General features: G+C 59.6%; 17 protein-coding genes. 3 read left to right on the top strand and 14 right to left on the bottom strand.

Annotated features, from left to right (window positions below; genetic code table 11):
- Positions 1-22: 22 nt before the first annotated feature.
- Positions 23-289 (top strand): acyl carrier protein, encoded by a 267-nt coding sequence (locus NKK51_RS14585; protein ID WP_013533122.1) that lies wholly within the window; start codon positions 23-25, stop codon positions 287-289.
- 60 nt (positions 290-349) lie between these two features.
- Here the strand turns inward: NKK51_RS14585 and NKK51_RS14580 are convergent, their stop codons facing one another.
- From NKK51_RS14580 to NKK51_RS14550, 7 genes are all read right to left on the bottom strand, one after another.
- Positions 350-1,093 carry a N5-glutamine methyltransferase family protein gene (locus NKK51_RS14580; protein WP_050592622.1) on the bottom strand — a complete coding sequence of 248 codons (744 nt, stop codon included), beginning with the start codon at positions 1,091-1,093 and terminating at the stop codon, positions 350-352.
- A gap of 63 nt (positions 1,094-1,156) precedes the next feature.
- On the bottom strand, positions 1,157-2,368 hold the full coding sequence (locus NKK51_RS14575; protein ID WP_352553523.1) for a polysaccharide biosynthesis/export family protein: 1,212 nt from the start codon (positions 2,366-2,368) through the stop codon (positions 1,157-1,159).
- A 37-nt stretch (positions 2,369-2,405) separates the two neighbouring features.
- Positions 2,406-3,665, bottom strand: coding sequence for a hypothetical protein (locus tag NKK51_RS14570; protein WP_352553522.1), 1,260 nt, complete (start codon positions 3,663-3,665; stop codon positions 2,406-2,408).
- Positions 3,662-4,666: an SDR family NAD(P)-dependent oxidoreductase gene (locus NKK51_RS14565; RefSeq protein ID WP_352553520.1), complete on the bottom strand. Its 1,005-nt coding sequence runs from the start codon at positions 4,664-4,666 to the stop codon at positions 3,662-3,664. Before NKK51_RS14565 ends, NKK51_RS14570 begins: the two co-directional genes overlap by 4 nt.
- An 85-nt stretch (positions 4,667-4,751) precedes the next feature.
- A complete protein-coding gene (locus NKK51_RS14560; RefSeq protein ID WP_352553519.1) occupies positions 4,752-5,426 on the bottom strand; it encodes a sugar transferase in 675 nt (224 codons plus the stop codon).
- Positions 5,423-6,559, bottom strand: coding sequence for a DegT/DnrJ/EryC1/StrS family aminotransferase (locus tag NKK51_RS14555; protein WP_352553518.1), 1,137 nt, complete (start codon positions 6,557-6,559; stop codon positions 5,423-5,425). The genes NKK51_RS14560 and NKK51_RS14555 overlap by 4 nt, the downstream gene beginning before the upstream one ends.
- Before the next feature lie 39 nt (positions 6,560-6,598).
- Positions 6,599-7,321: a nucleotidyltransferase family protein gene (locus tag NKK51_RS14550; RefSeq protein ID WP_023808950.1), complete on the bottom strand. Its 723-nt coding sequence runs from the start codon at positions 7,319-7,321 to the stop codon at positions 6,599-6,601.
- 507 nt (positions 7,322-7,828) lie between these two features.
- Here NKK51_RS14550 and NKK51_RS14545 point away from each other — a divergent pair.
- The gene (locus NKK51_RS14545; RefSeq protein WP_352553516.1) at positions 7,829-8,503 is read left to right on the top strand and encodes a LuxR C-terminal-related transcriptional regulator; all 675 of its coding nucleotides are present in this window, start codon (positions 7,829-7,831) and stop codon (positions 8,501-8,503) included.
- Here the strand turns inward: NKK51_RS14545 and NKK51_RS14540 are convergent.
- Positions 8,496-10,238 carry a PAS domain S-box protein gene (locus NKK51_RS14540; RefSeq protein WP_352553514.1) on the bottom strand — a complete coding sequence of 581 codons (1,743 nt, stop codon included), beginning with the start codon at positions 10,236-10,238 and terminating at the stop codon, positions 8,496-8,498. The genes NKK51_RS14545 and NKK51_RS14540 overlap by 8 nt on opposite strands.
- A gap of 210 nt (positions 10,239-10,448) precedes the next feature.
- Here NKK51_RS14540 and NKK51_RS14535 point away from each other — a divergent pair, with 210 nt between their 5' ends.
- A complete protein-coding gene (locus NKK51_RS14535; protein ID WP_352553512.1) occupies positions 10,449-11,156 on the top strand; it encodes a helix-turn-helix transcriptional regulator in 708 nt (235 codons plus the stop codon).
- A gap of 82 nt (positions 11,157-11,238) precedes the next feature.
- Here NKK51_RS14535 and NKK51_RS14530 read toward each other — a convergent pair whose 3' ends face one another.
- The 6 genes from NKK51_RS14530 to NKK51_RS14505 form a co-directional block, all read right to left on the bottom strand.
- Positions 11,239-12,279, bottom strand: a complete 1,041-nt coding sequence (locus tag NKK51_RS14530; protein WP_023808946.1) for a glycosyltransferase family 2 protein — start codon at positions 12,277-12,279, stop codon at positions 11,239-11,241.
- Positions 12,276-13,526 (bottom strand): oligosaccharide flippase family protein, encoded by a 1,251-nt coding sequence (locus NKK51_RS14525; RefSeq protein WP_245486033.1) that lies wholly within the window; start codon positions 13,524-13,526, stop codon positions 12,276-12,278. The genes NKK51_RS14530 and NKK51_RS14525 overlap by 4 nt, the downstream gene beginning before the upstream one ends.
- A 300-nt stretch (positions 13,527-13,826) precedes the next feature.
- Positions 13,827-16,058 carry a GumC family protein gene (locus NKK51_RS14520; protein WP_023808944.1) on the bottom strand — a complete coding sequence of 744 codons (2,232 nt, stop codon included), beginning with the start codon at positions 16,056-16,058 and terminating at the stop codon, positions 13,827-13,829.
- 1 nt (position 16,059) lies between these two features.
- Entirely contained in the window at positions 16,060-18,057 is a 1,998-nt protein-coding gene (asnB, locus tag NKK51_RS14515) for an asparagine synthase (glutamine-hydrolyzing) (RefSeq protein WP_352553511.1), read from the bottom strand.
- The gene (locus NKK51_RS14510; RefSeq protein ID WP_352553509.1) at positions 18,057-19,316 is read right to left on the bottom strand and encodes an O-antigen ligase family protein; all 1,260 of its coding nucleotides are present in this window, start codon (positions 19,314-19,316) and stop codon (positions 18,057-18,059) included. The genes asnB and NKK51_RS14510 overlap by 1 nt, the downstream gene beginning before the upstream one ends.
- A complete protein-coding gene (locus tag NKK51_RS14505; protein ID WP_023808941.1) occupies positions 19,313-20,521 on the bottom strand; it encodes a glycosyltransferase family 4 protein in 1,209 nt (402 codons plus the stop codon). The genes NKK51_RS14510 and NKK51_RS14505 overlap by 4 nt, the downstream gene beginning before the upstream one ends.
- Between the last annotated feature and the right edge of the window lie 584 nt (positions 20,522-21,105).

Genomic DNA, 21,105 nt, shown 5'->3' with positions numbered 1-21,105 from the left:
ATTTGGATCGGAGGCCAATTCAATGCTGAGCACGAACAACAGAATTGACACCTACAGCGATCAGATACGCGCCTTTCTGGCGTCAAATTTCTACGTGGCCGACCCGCGTGCCCTGGAGGTTGAAACGTCGTTGCTCGACCAGGGCATCATAGACTCGACTGGAGTGCTTGAAGTTATCGGCTTCGTCGAGGAGACATTCGGCATCACTGTCGAGGACAGTGAACTTCTGCCTGAGAATTTCGATTCCATCCAGGGAATTGCACGTTACGTGGTGAGCAAGGAAAACTGATCGCCGGGCGATGGTAATAAGGGCGTCTTCCCAACCGAGCGCGCAAACCCATGGCGCGGCTCACGCTGGCGTTCTGGCTCGTGCACAAACCACCCTGGCTTCACCAGCATTGTTCGCAACCGTGCGAATGCTCTCGTAGCCTTTGGAACGTTCAACCAAACTCATGACCTGCCGGTCCTGGCCAAGCCCGACCTCGAAAAGCAGCATACCACCTTGCCGCAGATAGCGCCGCGCCTCCTTGATCACCCGCATGTGAATGCTCAGGCCGTAGGGCCCGGCAGCGAACGCCTCACGTGGTTCAAGTTCCATCAAATGCGCGCGGTCGTTTTCGAGCCGCTTCTCGGAGATGTAAGGCGGGTTGCAAACGACCAGATCGATCGTGCCTTCGAGCTCCAGACCCGAGAAGGAATTGAACAGGTCGCCCTGCAGCACCGAAATGCGTCCGGCTAGGCCAAGATGGGCGACGTTCCGGCACGTGGTTTCTACACAGCTGTCAGTGAGATCGCTCGCCCAGACGCGCGCGGTGGGGACCTTGTATCCAATGGCGCAGGCGAGATTGCCTGCCCCGCAGCACATGTCGACGACACGCGGGACCGGCCGATTAAGTTCACGCAGCACATTGAGGGCGGTGCAGCCGAGCAATTCCGTCTCCGGGCGAGGGACGAGCACGCCGGGCGCGACAACCAACTTCAGTCCCATGAAGTCGGTGCGGCCGGTGCTGTAGGCGCTGGCGACATCTATTTCACCAATCACGACAAACCCGCTTTCTTGATTTTCCCATGCTCGATTTCTCAGGTCGCCCATGTCTTCATGCTGTGAGGCGAGGCATCAGCCTCATCGTTCCCGGCTAGGTTCACGTCCGCGTAGCTACTGGATCGCCGCACTCTGCAGGTCGCTGCTGAACCTCACCTCGATCGTGTCTCCAGGCGCGACCTCAGTGTCCTGGTCGACCGGTCGACTTCTCGACGCGTCGCCGGCCCCGCCGGTTATTGTGATCCGCGCCTGGAAGGTTTCGCCGGCGACCGGCAGTGGAAGAGCGGACGCCCCTGATGGCTGAAGCTTCTGGCTGGCTGCGTGGAGCCTTGCAGTGGTCTCGGCGAGGCGAAGGTCGGTGTCCCTCAACTCGTTCAGAAGGCCGATCCTTCGTTGATTTTCATTGCGTTCCTGCTGCCTGACGAAGTCTTCCTGCTGGCGTCGCGTTCTCATGAGTTCGACCGACGTCTCGAGCGCCCGGCTCGACGACATCAGCACGGCACGTCTGACGTCGGCGAGCCTGCTGTTGGTCAGGTTGCCCGATTCGAACGATTTGGTGACCCGCGCCAGATCGTCCTCATCCTGTTTCACCGCGGCCGCTTCCGTCTGCTCGCGCTTGAGCAGAACCTCGACCTCAGCCTCGGCATCCTTGGCGGTCTTGTCGAGATAGCTTTGCTCCTGTTGAAAATTGTTCAGCGAAATTCTGAGACCCTCCGCTTCCGCCTGCGCGACCGCCGATATCAATGCATTCGACAGGGGCGAACCTTGCGGCGGCTGCATGTCAAATTCTGCCTGGTTCTGAAGTTCGGCGCGGATACGGGCGCCATGAAAGTAGTCCCTGATGTAATCCCCCCAGATGGACTCGTAGTCGCGTCGCAGATCAACGGGATCAGGTCCGCTTTGGCTTGCCCGCGACCGCAGAAGGCTGAAACCGCCGGCGACCGCAATCGCCTGCCGGACTGTCATGAGTGGCCGGTAAGCCTGCTGCCCTGGCGTCAGCACATCGCCAGTGACGTAGATCGGCCGGTACTCCGCGATCACGGCCGTGACGTCGCTCGGCTTGATGACGATCATTTGCTCCCGTCCATCAGGCAGACGCTGGTGGACGATCTTGGTTGGCAGCACCGCTTCCATGCGCGTCTGCAATTCGGCCGGCGTCAACCCGCCAACCGGGATCATCCCGAACTCGGGCAGCGCGATCGAGCCATCCATCTGGACAATCGCGCGTTGCGTTCGTTCCGCTATGGAGGCAATTCCTATCTCCACCGTGTCGCCGGGGGAGAGCTTGTAGGCGGCCGGCGCTTCGGCCGCGGTTGCGCTGCTCAAGGCCAGGCATCCGACAAGTGCTGCAAAGGAAATTCGGCTAATGAAGGCCATTGATGGCAATCTCCCCTTGTTTCAGATCCGGCTGCTGCGGCCAATCGAGATGGGCGACGAATTCGTAGACCGGTCCGCCCGGCACCCCCCAATTGCTCGACCAGATCACTTGCGACCCATCGGGGGACGGGGAGGCGTGTGTCTCGCTCCAATAATCGAACGGAGCGTTCCGCGTCTGCACGATCCGTCGGACCTCTCGACTGCCGTCGACACGCAGCGCGATCACCTCGCGCGAGTATGGAGCCCAGTCCGGCTGGCTTCGAACCTCCTCGGGATTGCCCCCGTAACTCATGAATGCCCATTCGGGCCTGTCCAAAGCACGCAGCGACGCATGCTCGGCCTCGCCGAACTTCATGAGCGACATGACCTTTCCATCTGACAGCCGACGCTTGATCACCTGATATTTGTCGGGGCTGGATTTGCTGATTCCGACGTAAATTTCGCTACCATCCGCGTCGAGAGTCATATCGCCATGGCCGGGCCGATGATGGTCCTTCCAGGTCTGGCGCAAGGTGCCGTCGATTGCGAAAATGGCTCGCTGCTCGGTGCCGTCTGCCCGGTTTTGAAAACACAGGATGTTTTCTCCAAGCGGAGAAATGGTGCAGGAACTTGTCGTTCCGCCAACCTTGGCGAGATTGATATCCGGGTATTTCAGACGCCGATCGAGGTCATATGCGAAGACGACGGCAGTACCATCATCGCGGGTCGCGCGTACGGCAATGCGGCTGCCGTCACGACTTGGATTTCCCTTGGACGGGCCGAATTTAAGATCCCGATATTTCGCAGCGGCAAAAACTATGTCCTCACGATTGCTGCGGGGCGCCCAGGTCGAGATATTCTGATCATCGACACAAATCATCAGATCCGCGTTTCGAGGGTGCCATTCGCACTCACCCGGCTTGTTGCGATGGAACAAAGGAACGTAGTTTTTCCCGTCGAGGAAGCACATGCCGTTGCAGCCGTTCATGAGGACGAGGAGGCTCTGATCGGCATTCCACGCTTGCGCGCTCGAGTACCGATGACTGCAATATATTTTGCCGCAGACAATTCCGCTGCCAAGAGCTCCGGGCTTGGTGATCCGAGTAAAGCTGATCCCTGTCGCCGGATCGGTTGCAGGTTTCAGGTAAGCGGGCAGATCCATTGCCGGCTCCGTGCCTGCCGCACCGCTCGGCCGGTTTCCGGCTGTGTGCAGCGCCAGCAGAGCGGCCATCAGCAGCACAGCCGGTATGAGCCGCGGAAAAGTCATGTCATATAGCTCATTTCGCGTCGGACGCGGCCTTCGCTGAGGCGCGAGCGCCACCACTCGATGGTTCTTTCCAGACCGTCACGCAGGCTTGTATGCGCCCGCCATCCGACTTTACTTTCAAGGTTCGAGGAATCGGCGAGCAACGCGCGAACCTCGGAGTTCTGCGGCCGCATCCGGCTTTCGTCGCGACGGACCGGTTTCCTGGTGCCACTCAACTCGAGCACCAACTCCAAAACGTCCGAGACACTGACGGCGCGCTGGCTGCCGGCATTGTAGGCATGGCCAAATTCAAGCTCGGCCGCCCCTGCCGCCACAAATGCCGCCGCAGTGTCTTCCACAAAGGTAAGGTCGCGAATAGGGCTGGTGTCGCCGACCATGATCGCCGGACAGTTCTCGTCCAGAGCCTGCCTGATGATGGTCGGCACGATGGCCCGCTCGCTCTGGCGCGGCCCGTATGTATTGAACGGTCGCAGGATGACCACCGGCACATCGAAGGACCTGGCATAGGACGCCGCCATCATGTCCGCCCCGATCTTGGATGCAGAGTAGGGGGATTGTCCCTGCAACGGGTGGGATTCGTGGATAGGCATGGTCAGTGCGGTGCCATAAACCTCGCTCGTGGACGTATGCACAATGCGCTCGGTTTCCCAGTGGCGTGCCGCTTCGAGGACATTCACGGTGCCCAGAACATTGGTCTCCACATAGGATTGGGCAGCCGCGTAGGAATAGGGAATCGCAATCAGCGCAGCCAGATGAAACACCACCGCCTGGCCGCGCACGATCCGGTTGATGAATGCGCTGTCGCGAACGTCCCCACGAATGCATTGCAACTGGCTTCGAACGTGGTTGGGCAAATCATCCAACCAGCCATGGCTGTCGAACGAGTTGTAGAGGGCCAGTGCCGTGACATCGGCACCTTCGTGCACCAGCGCTTCCGTGAGGTGGGATCCGATAAATCCATCCGCACCCGTGACCAGGACCTTCCTGCCGTGATAGTTCACGACCGTGCACTCCTTCGATCATGTGAGCCGTCAAACTGGCGAACGAACAACAATCCATTCATGCCAAACTCCTCACTTACCAACTCTACCCACTTGCCACGGGAGGCAAGGACACGCCGAAAACCGCCCTAAAGCCCCGCATTATCCAGACGAGGTCCGATGCAATCGTGCGCCGCGGATAGTAGGCGAGGTCGATCGTTGCCTTGGCCGGGAACAGGACCTCTCGATAAAACAGGAGCGGATCAAGGGAGGGCGGGTAAAAACAGGCTTCGTGACGGAAGAGAACCTGGGTTGGGCCGAGCAGGCCAGGCTTCCACTGTAGGACAGCTTCATTGCCGCCGCGGAAACAATCGGCGAAGGCAAGGCTTTCCGGCCGCGGCCCGACAATTGCCATGTCCCCGGTGAAAACGTTCCACAGTTGGGGCAGCTCATCAAGTTTCGTTGCCGCGAGAAAACGGCCTACCCGCGTCATGCGGCTGTCATCGTTCATGGTCAGCGCAAGGCCGAAAGGATCGGCAGTTGTCTTGAATTTGCGGAACTTGTACATGCGAAACGGTTTTGCGCCGGCACCCAGGCGCGTCTGTGCGAAAAACACTGGCCAACCACCTTCGACAAAGAGTGCAACGGCAATCAGGAGCATCAGTGGAGCGAGTACCATTCCCGCTGCTGCAGCGAGGATGATGTCCATAGCGCGTCTGGCAATTCCGTGGCTGGTGCCAGCTACGGCGGGCCGATGCATCGTCACGTCGAGTGCGTTCATGCCGCGGCTCCCGCACGCCCGCTGCTTTCAATCGCGGTGGCTAGTGCAACAACCACCGACTCGATCGCACTTGCCGTAATTTGCGGGTGTAGTGGAATCGTCAATTCCCGCTGCGCGAAGTCCTCGGTCTTCGGCAGATGGATTTCAGTGAACATCTGGCGATAAAGCGTCATCTGGTGCACGGGCGTATAGTGGATTGTGGTCTGTATACCCTTCGTTCGCAGATGGTCGATTACCGTTTGCCGGTCGACGTCATGTGGCAGGAGGACAGGCATGATGTGGTAGGCCGAGGTCCGCGGTTTGCCGAACGGGACTGTCACAGCCGAGCAATAATCTGCGATCAGACGCCGATAGAGGACGACCAATATGCGCCGGATTTCATTCCATTCCTGCAGGTTCTGAAGTTGGACCAAGCCGATAGCGGCGCGCAATTCGTCCATGCGATAATTGAAACCGAGCATCGTCACGTCGTATTGCGGCGTGCGGCTGTTCAGCCGCTGATGTGTGCCACTGGTCATCCCATGTCCGCGAGCCTGGCGGATCGCTTCACGGAGCTGTGCATCCCGGGCGATAACGGCCCCGCCTTCCGCGGTGGTCATGTTCTTGTTGCCGTAGAAGCTAAAGGCCGCGGCCGCACCGTAAGTCCCCACCTCCTTAAGGCCGGGAGCATGCGCGGCATCCTCGACGATATGCAGTCCTCGCACACGGGCAAATCTCTGCCATTCTTCCCGGTCGGCGAGGTAGCCGGCAAAATGGACGAGAATGACAGCCTTGGTGCGTCCGGTGCACTTGGCTTCCGCGTCGCTTAGAGACATCAGTGGCACTTCGGCCGACTCTATGTCGACGAATACCGGTGTTGCTCCTACGTAGAGCACTGCATTCGCGGTCGCCACGAAGGTCAGCGAGGGAACCAGCACTTCGTCTCCAGGGCCGATCCCAAGTGCATGGAGAATGAGATGCAGGGCGGCGGTGCAAGAGCTGACGGCGACGCAATCGACCGCATCATGCACGGCTGCGAAGGCCTCTTCAAAGGCTCGCACCTGATCCCCCATCGTCAGCCACCCACTGTCGACAACTTTGGCCAGGGCTGCCTTTTCCGGAAAGCCAAGAATAGGAGCGCTGACCAAGAGCATTACGACCTCCTCATGTTGGCGCGGCCGAGCGTTCAGCCCTCAAGCGGCCGCTGCCGAGACCTCGATCGATGCGGACTGCTCTTCCCAGGCAATGGTTTGTGCGTTTTGAAAATCTTCAACGCGTCCGATATCCAGCCAGAGCCCGTCATGTTTGTAGACGTGCACATTCGTGCCGTTTTGCATCATCTGCAGCATGAGGTCGTCGAATCCGAAGGCGATACCGTCAGGTATAAAACGGAAAACATCTGGGTTCATGCAATATATACCCATGCTTACCAGATGAGATAGCGTCGGTTTTTCACGAAATACTTTAACAGTATTGTCGATCTCGTCGATGACGCCGAAGTCCATCTTGATGACGCGGGAAGCGGTGGCTATGGTGACTGGATCCGTGTGAGTCCGGTGTGATGCCACAAACCGGCTGAGACTGAGATCGGTAAGTACGTCCCCATTGAGAACAATGAACGGCTCGTCCAGTTCCTCCCTGATCAGGGAGAGCGGGCCGATAGTGCCGAGAGGTTCCAGCTCCTGGGTATAGCGTATTCTTAGATTCCACTGTGATCCGTCTCCGCATACGGTGCGGATCAAGTGCCCCAGATAGCCGGTCGTTACGTAGACTTCCTGAATGCCGTTCCGTCGCAGCCACTTCAAAAGCAATTCAAGAACCGGTCGAGCACCGATCGGCATGAGAGGCTTGGGCAAGATGGATGTGAAAGGCCGAAGGCGTGTTCCCATTCCACCGCACTGAATGACCGCTTTCATCTCGTCCTCCTATTGATACGACTGTCGCGGTGTGATGGGTCCAGCCCACCGGCCGGAAGGTACGCCAGTGTTGGTTTCGCCTCTCCGGGTGCAGCGATGGTAAGTGGCGCCCGAGAAGGCGTCGTCGTGCATTTGAATGGCACTTTCCCGGCGTTTTGATTTCAATATTCCAGCCGGCAGGGCATGGGCGCGGCAGGGCGGTCAATCAGAGCTGGGAGCTGTAGCCGCTCGATTGGCAACTGCTGTGCGCATGTCCGGCGCCGGTAACGACCTTCTCGGAAGGGCATCGCTACCGTTCGTACGAAAAAAACACTTTGCTATCTGGCCCTGAAATGTGTGCGATTGTAAGCTATATTAGCAGGTTGAAATGTGCGGATGGGCGGCGACGAGCGTCGACATACGGGGGATCAGCGGGCGGCTGATCTGTGTTGGGTCACCGTACAGTCCATCCAAAGGGAGGGTTCGGCAGCTAGGGACACATGCGGGCTGCCAAAAGGTGGGTGGTTCATGTATCGTATTATCATCGCCGATGATCACGGCTTGTATCGTCGTGGGCTGCGACTGGCATTGATGGCCGGCATTCCAGACTTGGAAATATTCGAAGCGGCGTGTTTTGATACCGTCATAAGCCTGCTTGAAGATCAGGCGCCCGTTGATCTCGCCGTCATCGACCTGAACATGCCAGGACTGTCCGGCCAGGACGATCTTCGCGACGTCTTACCGGCTCATCCCGACACACGGTTTGCAATTGTTTCAGGGACCGATTCACGCGCCGAGATTCTAACTGCCCTCTCGATTGGACTTCATGGCTATATCGTAAAGTCCCAAACGGACGAGGAGGTGGTCCTGGCGGTGAAGGAAATCCTGGCCGGCCGTATTTACGTTCCGGCACTTCTTTCACAAAGGCCCAAGGAGTCGGTACGCCTTCCATCCGTGGCTCCCACGCAAATGCCCCACAGGACCACCAGCGTCAACAATCTGGGCAGGCTTACGTCCAGACAGAAGGAAGTCCTCAGGTTGATGGCCGAAGGTTACTCGAACAAAGAGATTGCCCGCTCTCTTGAAATTGCAGAAGCGACGACGAAGATTCATGCCGCCGCCGTCCTGCGCGAACTTGGGGCACGAAATCGGACAGAAGCCGCGGTTCTGCTGAAGACATGGGCCGCCAGAGACGTCAACTAGCGCCGATTGCTTTTGGCGGCAGCCGGACCGAATATTTCAGTCCGTGATCCAGCATCTCAAGCTTGGAAGAGTGGCCCACGATAGGTTCACCGTCAGCTCCAATAATCAACGACCCAAAGCCACGCCGAGCCGAGGTGGAGACCCGGCGCTCTCCCGATTCCGACCATTCGAACACTATGTCGGCGCCGGGCTCTTGGGCTGCGAATTGCCACACGACCTCGATCCGGCCTGCCGGAGTGCCGAGAGCCCCATGCTTCACGGAATTGGTCGTAAGTTCGTGAACGATCATTGCGAAGCTCTCAGCCGAACCCTCTGCCATTTTTACTTCGGGTCCACTGATCGAAATGTTGTGCGTCCCCATATAGGGCTGCAATTCCTGAGCAATGAGGTCACGGAGGGAAGCCGACAGGCTGCCATCGCGTGAAAGAAGCAGATGCGTCGCCTGGAGTGCGCCGATTTTTTCGATCAGTGTCTGCTTGTAACGGGCAATATCGTTGTCGGGGGCACCGACCATATTTACAAGCGCCGTGATCACCGGAAACAGATTGTTGAGCCTATGGCGCTGTTCAAGCATGGCCCGCTCTCGCTTCTTCGCCGCAGCCCGCAGCAGAATGGTTATGCGCCGATCGGTGACATCCGCGGCGACTCCTATTCGCTGTGCACGACCATCGCGCAATTCGTCCCGTCCGCGAAGAGCAATCCAGCGGATGTGTCCGCCAGCTCGCCTGATGCGGATCTCCGCGTCATAGTTGGCGCCGGATGCAAGCTCTCCCGGGGCCGTCAAATTAGGCAAGTCGGCCGGATGAACGACCGCAGCCAGTTCCTGCAGCGGACGGCTCGGCGCGGGTGCCAGTCCCATCATTTCCCAGAACGCTGCTGAGCCGTTCACCAACCCGCTCTCGAGGTCTATGCGCCACGTTCCCAACCGGCTGGACGACAGCGCCAGGTCCAACCATTCCTTCTGAGCCCGGAGTGCCTCGCGGGCGGTTCGCTCTCCCGATATGTCGTCCACCATTACAAAGATGCTTTGAGGGAGAGCATCAGCTGGCACGGCCAAGGACAGCGCCAATCTTGTCCACAAAACCGTGCCGTCCTTTCTCAGGAGACGGATCTCCGAGCCGAACGAAGTCGTGTCTTTGAGGCGAGTCAACGCTTCCGCCAAAGTGTGGTTGTCGTCAGGATGGATGAGTGCCCTGACTGGCAAACTAGAAAGCTCCTCCTCGGCATACCCTGTCATCTCACAAAGACGTTTGTTGGACCGTTGCAATTCTCCATTCTCGCTCATATTGGCAAAGCCAATGGCGGCACGTTCGAATGCCCAGCGATAGCTGTTTTCGGTTGCCTCCAAGGCCACGAGTCTATCCTCGGCAACCTGCAAAAGGGTGCGGTAGTCCTGCCTCTGCCGGTGGAAAGTCAGGGCGATCATCCCCCCTGCAACCAGAAGCAGAATGGCCCGAATCCAAACCTCGACGTCAATTGGATTGCTCAGGATATCCCGCGTCAACAAGCCGACGGCCACCATCACAAACGTTGCCGCAAGGGCAATCAGGCGATCTTCGAGATATGAGATGGCAATAATGGTGGGAACAAACTCAAAAAAGCCGATGTCGTATGCCATGGAGGCGGGCAGCGCTGTCTCGACCGCAAGTGTTGCGACCAGGAGCGACATCGAGGCAAGGTGGGTTAGCAACTTGCCTGAGCTGTTCGGATGCAAACTGAGCGAATGCAAACGCATGTGCCAGACTATAACCTTCTGACTAGTCCGTCGAGATTAGACCGAAAAGCGTACAGACTAGTCCGACCGCAGGATTGTTCCCCGGGATTGTAGCGCGCATTTTGTCCGATGTCGGGGGCAGATCGGACCGCAACTCTCCAAGCGACCTGACTGACATGTTTAAGGCACCTCCTGACAGGGAGGCGTTGCCGTTTTGCGGGAGGTAAGAAAATGGCACTGGTTGGTAGGCAGGATGATGGAATTCTTGGTCGCCAATATGGAAGTTTCGGGGGAAAGCCCGTCTCGGCCTTGAGAACGCAGGGTGGCCATAGTTCCGCCTGGCACGAAGCACCACAAAGGTTCGACGGCGTGGCTGTCGAGCCAAAGCAGAGCAGCCTTGCATCTGTTGTGAGAATGCTTGATCGCATCGGGTGTGGCTATCTGATCCTGAACAGCGACAGGAAGGTCATGGAGTGGAATTCAGCCGCTCAAAACACCTTGGAGCGCGAGGGCGAGGCAGCTGATACGGCCGGCAAGGTGTCGGTTGCTCTGAGGCGGCTGATCGCAAACGTGCCGGGGAATTTTCTTCCTGGCACGCTTTCATGGGTGGTGATCCGCGGTATGGGCGACAGGCCCTTGATTTTGAACGAGAAGGGCATAGCAACGCCTGACGCGACGAGTATCGTGGCGCTGCTGGATCGTGAAAACAGGTCCGGGCCAAATCCCCAGACGCTGCAAAGAATGTTTGGTCTGACGAGTGCCGAAACGCAACTCGCGCTGCGCTTGGCGCAGGGCGATGCCCCTTTGGAGATAGCCCGCAAGCGGCGCTTGAGCCGGACCACGATAAGGTCACAGCTGGCGTCGCTCTTCGCCAAGACCGAAACACGGCGCCAGGCGGAACTGGTAGCTCTTCTTGGGCGCATATGCGTCTTGCCGTGAGGTAACGGCCGTACCATGCGCGCGCGCAACAGGCTTGTGCGCGCGCAATCTGTTGCCGGCGTGCTTGTCCGCCAGCCTCACCCTACCGCCGTCGTGTGCGCACCCGGCCCAATCTTGGGCGGATTGCAAACACGTGGTTAAGCACGTGCCAGCCCGCCACCTTCATGACGGAAGGCCGGAAGATCTGAATCCCGTCCAGGAACGTGGTCAACCAGGACTGCTGGTGGAACCTCATGGGAATACGAGCAACCCGCAATGCCCGCAGCAATGTCTCGGGAGGCGGGAGATGGTTGCGGTCCTTGATGAGATTCCAGTTAAGCTGTTTGACGGCGAGGGTCACTTCGTCGACCTCGCGGAAACTCTTTGACGTTGTAATGCTTGGATGGTTCGTTGCATCGTAAAAGGTAAGCGGATCGCTTATCGCCACCATGTCCCCATGGCTGGCTAGATCCACGAAGAACAGTTGATCCACTCCGGCCGGAATCTCTTTGTGCGTGCGCATCAAGCAGCCGGCACGAATGACGTCGCTGTTGATCAACAATGTGGATGGAATAATCCCCAGGCAGCGTGTCGCGCGCACCAGATAGAGGTCCATCAGGCACTGCTGGCTGGAATAAAGCGAGATCGGTTCCTGCTGCTTGGGGACTTGGCGAAATCGCACTCGCTTGTCCTCGATTATGTTTGCGGCTGACGTCATGAAGGCGACTGAGGGGTACTGTTTGGCAATTTCGGCGAATGTCCTGAGTGCACCTGGCGCAAGCCAGTCATCGTCATGCAGCAACTTGATCCATCGTCCGGAGCAAGCCAGCATAGCGTTGTTGGTGTTCTCCACCTGACCGCGACCTCGACTGTTTTCGATGATGCGGATGCGAGGTTCGCTCCGTGCGTAGTCGGTCACGATAGCCCAGGTCTCGCCCTCCGGCCCCTCGTCGTCGCTCACGACCAACTCCCAATCGGAGTAATCCTGGCCCAAGACGCTGTCGATCGCCCTGCGGATCGTATCCGGTCGACGAAAGGTTGGTATCCCGACCGAGATAAAAGGGCGTGACCACGAGAGATCGGCCCGGTCATGCTGGGTGACCGCAACTGCCGCTTGAAGGTTGTCAACCGACGACGAATTCATGGTGTTTTTTCCTCGAGACATTCATGTTGGATGCACGTTGCAGCGCCTGCTGGTTGAGGGTCGTGGGTCAACAGATACAGTGATGCTGCCATTTTCAGAGCGAAACCCGACGCGCCGCCGGCGGCCATGAAATAGATGACGGTGACTGGCTGCCAGCCCGCCTGGGCGCCGGCGAGCAGCGGGCCAAACACGAGAACCGCCCGTGCGAGGTCGATGACCAGTCTTGTTCCTTGCCGCCGTAACAGAGCGGGAACGTCGCTGAGCGGAGTCGACAACGCCTGTGCCGCGCCCATCAGCGCCAGTGCGGTCATGATTTCCGCAGTGGGCATCCAAGGCTCGCCCAGAAGCGGAACGACCACATAGGGCGCGGCGAGGCCGAGCAGCAAGATCGGCACCGCGGTAAAGGCGGCGGCCAGCAGGAGAAGCCCGCGCGCCACACCAAGCAGGTGTCCACGATTGCTGTTCCGGTTTGCTTCGGCGACAAAAACATTGCTGAGCGGTGTGGCGATCAGCGTCACCGGACCGGTGACCAGCCGCGCGGCCACGCCCAAATATCCGGCAAATGCGGTGCCGAACAGCCCGCCGACAAGGACTGCTGGAAGATTGTTGATTGCTATGCTCGCGAGCGTTGCGGGAATATCGAACAGAGGAAATTTGTATTCCCGCCGAGCCTTTTCCAATACCGCACGCCAAGGTGCCCAGGCGATGCCACGCAAATCCTCCCAACTCATCACCCGATAGCCGATCACCCCGATGAAGACGAACTGGCTTAAAATATGGGCATGGATCATCGCTTCACCGCCGAGTTCGGCGATGCCGAAAGCCAATTGCAGTGCAGCCATGCTCGCCGGCAGGATCAGGCGCCCGAGAGCAAAATCGCGCAAAAGCCCGGCACGCAGACTCCAGCAGTTCATGGCTTCGACCAGACCTGCGCCTCCCATTCCAATCGGAATGAGCCAGGCGAGCGAGCCGAGGCGATTGGGAGCAAGGTTCGACAGCATCTGTCCGGCCGAAAAGGCCAGGACGGTCGTCACGAACACAGCCAAGAGAATAAGCTTGACCGTCACATAGGCCTGCGCGTTCCCCTTGACCCCATAGAGCGAAGCCTCGAAGCGCAATGCCGCGACCCCGGCGAGTATGTTCACGATCGACAGATAAATCGTAAAGATGCCGAAATCGGCCGGCGAATAGAGCCGCGCCAAAACCGGGATTGCGGCAAGAAGGGTGAGCTGGCCGACAATCGCCATTGCCGACACTCCGCTTGCTGCACGAATGATCGAGCCGATCGGGCTCGGCCGAACAACGATGATGGCTGTGCCTGCCGCAGGAACCGTCTTGGGTCTCAGAAGGTCGCTTGGTGCCATCGGTTCGCGCTTCCGAGGGAGGCAAATATCGGGGATTGCCGCAGCCTACGATGCACACCGGACCTTGCCATCATTCACCTGAATGACGCGCTCTGCTGACAGGCTGCACCGTGAATCGTCCTGGCCGCTCCCTGGATGAACCGCCCCAGGATCGTCCGTAGCCCAAGGACGAGCCTGTGGCCGTCATGCTATTTGCTCGCGCAAGAGGTCAGCGCTGTCCTCGAGCCGATATCCGGCATGTTTTTTCAGATTCACTCGCGTGAGGACACTGCCAACAGGTATCGCAAGAGAACCGTTGCCCTGAAGGAGTTCCAGCACCCCGCGAGCGAGGGTGCGTGGCGTTTTCCTCCACCGGATGGCGAAAAGAACCACGTCCGCCCATCCTGGCAGAAATTTGGCTTCCGGCTGCCCCAGCGCCGACGGCAGGTTTATGATCACGATGCGATAGGTCGCGTGCAGATCCGCCATCACTTTGCCTCCGTCCTCGCATGATAGCAGCGCCAGCAGGTCGTCCGACGGAGCGGCGGTCATTACGTCGATCCCGATTTCATGCAGCCTGGCAACGGCACCTTCCAGGTCGCAGCGATTGCAAACATAGTCAGCGAAGGAATGGCGGTTCTTGCGTTCGCTGAACTGGTGCAGGAACTCGAGCGTGAGCTGAACGCCCTTGCGTTCAAGATCGACCAACAGAACTCGACCGCCCAGTCGCGTGCCGGCGAGCGCCAGGCTCCACGCGAGCTCGGTCCCGCCATCCTGCGGCACGCTGGAGGTGACAAGCGCCGTGTACGACGAACGAGCCCTTAGCGCATTTGGTGCCGCCGCAATCAGCAACGACGTCACGGCGCGGCTATATGCGGACCTGCGCTCCCCCAGCACGAGGTTTCGCAGTTGTTTGGCATGCATTCCGCCTGCTTCGGGAATCTGCCCCACACAGGGAACCTTGAGCACCGCTTCTGCCTCGGCCTCGCCACGGAAAGTCCGGTCGAAATGATTGCGCATCGTGACGTACATCGCCCCCAGAATGGCGAATAGGATCATCCCAGGGGGAACAAGGAAGATGGCTGGCAAGGTCTGCGGGATAGTCGGCGGCCAAGCAGCGGACAGGATGGAAATTCCAGCTGAGGGAACTCCGATACGCCGCGTCAAATCCTGTTGTCGACCAAGGAGTTCGTTATATCGCTGGGTCAGCAGGCTGACCTGCGGCTCGAGAGCCCGCAAACCGGAAAGCCGGCTGGCGGTGTCGGCCATGACCGCATCCAGGATGTTCTTTCGGCTTTCAAGAGCGGCGATCTGTGCACGGAAAATGTTTGCATCGGCAGCAATCTTGTCGACGCCTTGTTCGATCTTGCTTTGCGTCGTGGCTCTGAGTTCCTGGTCTGCCGGCGCGAGAGCCTGTCGAGCCGCAAGGTCGGCAAGTTCAGGCGCGCCAATAGCTTCGGCCAAGGCGGTGAGAGAGGCCCCATGCTCTCGAAGCCCCTGGACGTATCGAAGCCGAGATTCCACAGCGGCGAGGTCCGCCTTTGACATCGACAATTGCTGGCTGAGGTCGGCCCGTTCCCTGGCTGCATTGTCCGCCGAGCCTTGGTCGATGGCTCCGTGGCTCAGCCGATATTTCTCAAGGCGGTCTGCCGCTGCCTGCAGATCATTTTGCAGCCCGGGCAAACTGGCGGTGATCGCATCGAGCTCTTGCTGGTCGGATGCCTGCCTTTTCTTCGCTAGGGAGTCGACATAAACCTGAGCGAATGTGTTGGCCACGAGCGCCGCCCGCGCGGGGCTGTCATCGGCAAAAGCGACGGAGATTACTCTCGATCGCAGCTCCTGCCCGACCCGCATGCCTCGCCGCAAAGCTCTCAACTCGGAGGCATCCTCGGCTTGTGGACCGTTGGCTACCTGGTCCGCCCCTGGCCACAGCCAGTCCAGTAGACCGCCGGCAAGTGAGCGTGTCCTTGGGGGAGGGGTGGCAGACGGTTCAAGCCGGGAATTCCTGCTCGCGGAATTGTCCTGTCCGGTTTCCGCCGCACCTGTCTTGCGCAGTGCCGCCATGACGCGGCGCAGGTGATCTTGCGACGATAACATCGTGATGTGGTCATCTATGCTTGAATCAACGAGGTCCTGCGAAGACGGGGCGCCGACGGGCAGTGAACCGCGCGAGGGGGCGTCGACGATAAGCTGGGTTGTTGACTCGTAGAGAACTGGTCGAAGGCTTCCCAGCAACCCCGCCAACAAGCCGCCCAACACAGCGAAGGCAACAATAGACCATTTTCTCCTTGCCAGAATCACGAAGAGTTGGCGCGACGCGGTGGGCGGCTCGACATACTCACGCAATGACCGCACGGGCACTCTGCCTTCGAGAACCGGTGCTGGTAGTTGATTGACCCGTGGCAGCTGGATCGGGCTGATTGCGGAACCTACCATCTTACACTCCTGCCAGGTCGCGTTCATGAGTTGGGCCGGTTTGCTGTGCTTGCCGATTGGCCTTGCTCCGCCAGGCCTGGAACATCAACGCGGACCACAATTCGCGCGAGCGGTTATGGCCATCAATGTGATCGCGCCAGCAGGCGTCGATCTTCGCGGTGTCCAATACGTCACTGCTTTCGGTTCGCATGTCGGCGAGAAGATCGGTGGCCCAGTTGCGCAGCGGACCCCGCAGCCATGCAGCGATAGGGACATCGAAGCCTTGTTTCGGACGCTCGATCAGGTGCTGCGGGAGATAGCGGCGTAGCAATTGGCGAAGGATCCATTTGCCGGCGCCATCACGAACTTTCATGTTGGATGGCAGCCGCCAGGAGAATTCGACAACGCGGTGGTCAAGCAGAGGACACCGACCCTCAAGGCTGTTGGCCATGGTGGCACGGTCCAGCTTCACCAAGATATCGCCAGGCAAGTAGCCCGCCATGTCATCGTACAGAAGACGGGAGAGCAGGTCGTCAAGCGGCGGACCGCCGTAGCCGTGGGTTGGTTCGGTCGGCCGCTGATATCCAAGGTTTTCAGCTTGTGGCCGCGCCAGCCGCTGAAACAATTCGTCTTCGTTCGATGCCGTGAGCAGCCGGGCGAGGCGTTCCATTCGGTCGCTCCGGATAAAATGCCTCGCGCTCGCAGAGAGCGGCAGTTTGCCAACGGCATCGTCACGTCCGGCGCGTGCGAAAAACCCTGCCCCTGCCGCCAAGGTTCGGCGCAGTTGTCGGGGCAGGCGCAGGTGCCGTTTCAGCCGCTCCGCCATAAAGTGGCGGCCGTATCCTGCGAAGCATTCGTCACCACCGTCGCCCGACAGCGCTACGGTGACGTGCTGACGAGCGAGCCTGGCAACGAGCAAGGACGGTATTTGTGATTCATCGGCGAAGGGTTCATCCCAGACCTGGGGCAACTCGGGAATGACGTCACGTGCGGCGCTTGGCGAGAGGTGAAGTTCGGAGTGGTCGGTACCCAGATGACGGGCAACGGCCGCTGCGTATGGAGCTTCATCAAAGCCGCCCTCTCCGAACGAGATCGTGAAGCTGCGAACCGGCTTGCAGGATTGGGCCTGCATCAAGGCGATCACGGCTGAGCTGTCGATCCCGCCCGACAGGAAGCCGCCCAGAGGCACGTCGGCGATCATACGTTCCCGCACAGCCAGCCGAAGCCGGTTGTCCAGTTCGTCAACCAGATCTTCGTCGGTGCCGATGGCGGGATTCCGTCGCCCATCGGCAGCGACGGCAGCCAGCGACCACCAGCGGTGAACGCATCGGGAAAGACGGTCCGCGCTGCGGTCTTCGGCAAAATTCGCCGCCGTGACGGAAAGGACAGAACCAGGCGGCAGTTTGAACACGCTTCGCCAGATACAGCGATGGTCCGGCACCCATCCCGTCGAAAGCATTGCCGCGGCGGCATCAAGATCAAGTTCGGGAGAAAAGCCCGGAAAGCAATTGATCGCCTTCAGCTCAGAGGCGAAAACCAGCGCATCTCGGGTCGATGCGACATAGAGGGGCTTTTTGCCCATTCTGTCGCGGGCCAGATGCAGGGTTCTTGTCTTGAGATCCCACAATGCGAAGACGAACATACCGGCAAAGCGATTGAGGGCGGCCTCAAGCCCCCAATGCTCGATTGCGCAGAGCATCACTTCGGTGTCGCTAGCACCTTGAAAGGTTTGGCCCGCACACTCGAGTTCGCTACGCAAATCGCGAAAATTGTATATCTCACCGTTGAAGGTGATCACGTACCGACCGCTGGCGGAATGCATCGGCTGGTGCCCGGCGGCTGACAGGTCGACAATTGCCAACCGCCTGTGGCCCAGTGCGATTCCAGCTTCGCGGTCGATCCAGAGCCCCTCGCCATCCGGCCCCCGGTGACGCAGCGATGCAGTCATCCGCCCGATCGCTCCAAGCGGCTTTATGTCCAGAGCGTCCGAAGCCAATAGAATTCCCGCGATCCCACACATTAGGCCACCCTCGGTTCAGCAAGCTGTCGCCGAAGTGCGGTCGGATTTCCGGCAACGAGGCAGAAAGCCAGCGAAAACCACACGATCGGGTGGCGGATGATCAGGTGAGGCATGCTGAAGATTATCGTCGATCCCCCGAGCACCAGCAGGGCGTCGAATCCCGCTCGCCAGGCGGAGGACATGGCGGCGCCCACGATCCAGACCAACGCCATCACGGCAAGCAATCCGCCCTGCAGGTAAAGGTCGAGAACGGTGTTATGCGCCTCGAAAGGTCGCTGTAGAAATTGACGGTCGGCCACGGGAGGCCGCTCGAGGTGGGGGCCAGGGCCCAGTCCCAGGGACCCGGATTTCAATCCTTTTTCCACAGCCTCCTGCCACAGATAAAGCCGGAGTTCGAACGTTTCGACGGTCGCTTCCCCGCCTTCGTCTTTGGTAAGGCTCTTCGCAAAATTGGCGACGCTGGTCTCTTCGGTGAGCGCGTACGGCGTCATTGCAAGCGCTAGAGGGAAGGAGCCTGCCAACAGCATAATTGCCGCCAGGCGGGGCATGCTGGCGCGGCCGCTCGTTGCTATCCATGCACGAAGCCGCAATCCGATGAAGATGAGGCAGCTCAGGATGCTGGTATAGAGATAGGTGTCGCTCTTCGTCAGTCGGCCGACATAGAACGTCAGGAGCAGGCATGAGAATGCAAGCAAACGAGCCCATGGGTTGCGCGTGGTCGTGGCAAGATGCAAAGCCAGCGGGCCAAAGAGCGCGCAATAGAGCGCGAGTTGGTTCGGGTTCTCTGACCAGCCACGGAACCGGTCCCAATACCAGGGATCGACGCCGGATTGGTGGATCGCACCATAAGCCAAGCCAAGCTGTATCACAAAGGCCCCATTGGCAAACGCGACCACGCACCATGCGCTGCGGCGCAGATGCCGATCGGCGTCCGGCTCCGCCGCGGCCAGGCACGTAAAGCTTGCCAGCAACACATATGCCATAACGTCATGTACAAACCCGGTCAGATAAAGAACGGTGGTCAGGTAACCGACGATCGTGCCGATCCCCAAAGCGAGCGACAGGAGCAGCCAGAAGCTCGCCAGTTGGACAAAAGCGGGTGTGAGCTGGAGACGACCGCCAGCGAGTATTCGTCCAATCGCCAGCACGATCCAGATCGCGATGAACAATTCGCCATAGCCGAGCGGCAGTCCCGGAACGCCTAGTTGCGTCGCATAGGACATAGCAACCCCCAGGGCGAGCAAGGCGTCCCGGATCATTGATGTGCCCCGCCTCGGTGATTTGCGAGGCCGCCTCCAAGCCCAACGGCAGGGAGCGGTCGCATGTGCCCCGCGCGGAGTGTGTTGTCGTAAAGGTCGCAGTACTGGTCGACCACCAGCGGCAGGGCAAATCGCCTCCGGACAAGTTCAACAGAACGGGCGCCCATCGCCTTGGCCGCCGCGCGGTCGGACAGCAAGTCTATTGTTCGCGAGGCGAGGGCTTCGGCATCATGCGGCGCAACCAGGTAGCCGTTCCATCCGTCTTCGACGACGTCGCTGCAGCCTGGCATCCTTGAGGCCACGATGGGCAGTCCCGCCAGCCCCGCCTCGAGCAATACACGCGGAACCCCCTCGCGATACTGAGTGGGAAAGGCGAATACATCGGCCATGCCAAGGAGATCGGCGACATCGCGTCGTGGACCCAAGGCCAGCACATGAGGTGCATGCCGATCAAGCTCCGACTTGTCGATTGCGAATGAGCCTTCGGATTCTCGTGGGCCGACGAGCACAAACCGTGCCGCGGGCCTTGCGGACAGGATGCGAGGGATCGCATTGAGAAGGGTCGCCACGCCTTTCTGGCGCGTCAAACGGCCGACGAAGATCACCACTTCGGCGGACTGAAGGCCGAGGTCCTTTCGCATCTTCGTTGCTGAGGACCCGAGATGGCGCACCGTTGCGAACGCGTCGACATCGATTCCGGAACTGCGTATCAGTCGCGAACTTCCGCGACCGATCAGCCGAAAGCGCTCGAAGAACAGTTGGTCGTCGCTATTTTGGAATACGGTCGCAGCCGTCCAGGAAGACGCAAGCCATTGTAGTGCGCAATAGACCGGACGCAACGCCAGGGCTCGAGGCTCCAGCGATGAGAACGTCCACCCCAGTCCGTTGATGGTGCGAATGACCGGAACAGTTCCCCGTACCGAAAGGGGCGTTAACAGATTTGGCTTGGTGTCGAAGCTCTGGATGATGTCAGGCTGAAGCTCCTGCATCAAGCGGCGCATCGTTCCGAGGGTGCGCCATTCCCCGCCTCCGCTTGCAAAGCGGTCGAAGGAGAACCTGTGATGCGAAATGTCATGCCGTAAAAACGGTACGGGAGAACCGCTCGAGACCGCCGTAACGCGAAAGCCTTTCTCTCGCAGCGCGATGAGGAAGGGAACTCTCAAGGCGTGATCCTCGCCTCCTACGCAGACCAGGTGCGGGTTCATCTGCCTCTCCCAAGCGCACATGGCCGATTGGCTCTCATGCTGCCATGGCCCGGTTTCATCACCTCTGAGCGCATGCCGCCCGAGTGCACGCTAGGGGGACACCAGGTGCCTGTCCTCGTCCGTTTGAATGACACCCGTGATGTTTGGAAGGGTAGCGACCAGCGAGGCGAGATTCCCTCGCGATTGCCGGAGCGTTCATGTGACTCGTGTCTTGCGGGATGAGCGCGGTGTTCGCCTGAGCCGGTACGAGTGGCTGGTCTGCATCACCTTGGTTGTCCAAGGTTTTCGAGTGTCCAATTGCGGCGGCGTGGTGCCTGAGCTCCGCGGCTCGCTGATGGCAAAAAGTTTTTGACGCGTGGTTGCGCTGGGCCGTCAAGCCGGCCCTCGACCTGCGTCGCCCGGTCTTCAGGACGGAACCCGCACGTCAGCTGTTGGTCCACACATCCGGAACATCTGTCGGGGGGGGGGCCCGGGGGCGGCCCCCGCGGAAAATAGTGTGTTTGTTGGGGGGGGTGGGGGGGGGGGGGAATAAAGGCGCGGGGTGAGTCTAGCCGGGGGGGGGGCGGGGGGGGGTGTTGTGGTTG

This window comes from Mesorhizobium sp. M0011 (assembly GCF_040324155.1).
In the GTDB taxonomy this organism is placed as follows: domain Bacteria; phylum Pseudomonadota; class Alphaproteobacteria; order Rhizobiales; family Rhizobiaceae; genus Mesorhizobium.
The sequence above is the reverse complement of the archived record's forward strand: the minus strand, read 5'-3'. Positions and strand labels throughout refer to the sequence as shown.

Excerpts from the sequence above, each read along its gene's own strand:
- NKK51_RS14585 (WP_013533122.1), top strand. The coding sequence starts at position 23 with ATGCTGAGCACGAACAACAGAATTGACACCTACAGCGATCAGATACGC.
- NKK51_RS14580 (WP_050592622.1), bottom strand. The coding sequence starts at position 1,093 with ATGGGCGACCTGAGAAATCGAGCATGGGAAAATCAAGAAAGCGGGTTT.
- NKK51_RS14570 (WP_352553522.1), bottom strand. The coding sequence starts at position 3,665 with ATGACTTTTCCGCGGCTCATACCGGCTGTGCTGCTGATGGCCGCTCTG.
- NKK51_RS14560 (WP_352553519.1), bottom strand. The coding sequence starts at position 5,426 with ATGAACGCACTCGACGTGACGATGCATCGGCCCGCCGTAGCTGGCACC.
- NKK51_RS14555 (WP_352553518.1), bottom strand. The coding sequence starts at position 6,559 with ATGCTCTTGGTCAGCGCTCCTATTCTTGGCTTTCCGGAAAAGGCAGCC.
- NKK51_RS14550 (WP_023808950.1), bottom strand. The coding sequence starts at position 7,321 with ATGAAAGCGGTCATTCAGTGCGGTGGAATGGGAACACGCCTTCGGCCT.
- NKK51_RS14545 (WP_352553516.1), top strand. The coding sequence starts at position 7,829 with ATGTATCGTATTATCATCGCCGATGATCACGGCTTGTATCGTCGTGGG.
- NKK51_RS14540 (WP_352553514.1), bottom strand. The coding sequence starts at position 10,238 with ATGCGTTTGCATTCGCTCAGTTTGCATCCGAACAGCTCAGGCAAGTTG.
- NKK51_RS14535 (WP_352553512.1), top strand. The coding sequence starts at position 10,449 with ATGGCACTGGTTGGTAGGCAGGATGATGGAATTCTTGGTCGCCAATAT.
- NKK51_RS14530 (WP_023808946.1), bottom strand. The coding sequence starts at position 12,279 with ATGAATTCGTCGTCGGTTGACAACCTTCAAGCGGCAGTTGCGGTCACC.
- NKK51_RS14525 (WP_245486033.1), bottom strand. The coding sequence starts at position 13,526 with ATGGCGATTGTCGGCCAGCTCACCCTTCTTGCCGCAATCCCGGTTTTG.
- NKK51_RS14520 (WP_023808944.1), bottom strand. The coding sequence starts at position 16,058 with ATGGTAGGTTCCGCAATCAGCCCGATCCAGCTGCCACGGGTCAATCAA.
- asnB (WP_352553511.1), bottom strand. The coding sequence starts at position 18,057 with ATGTGTGGGATCGCGGGAATTCTATTGGCTTCGGACGCTCTGGACATA.
- NKK51_RS14510 (WP_352553509.1), bottom strand. The coding sequence starts at position 19,316 with ATGATCCGGGACGCCTTGCTCGCCCTGGGGGTTGCTATGTCCTATGCG.
- NKK51_RS14505 (WP_023808941.1), bottom strand. The coding sequence starts at position 20,521 with ATGAACCCGCACCTGGTCTGCGTAGGAGGCGAGGATCACGCCTTGAGA.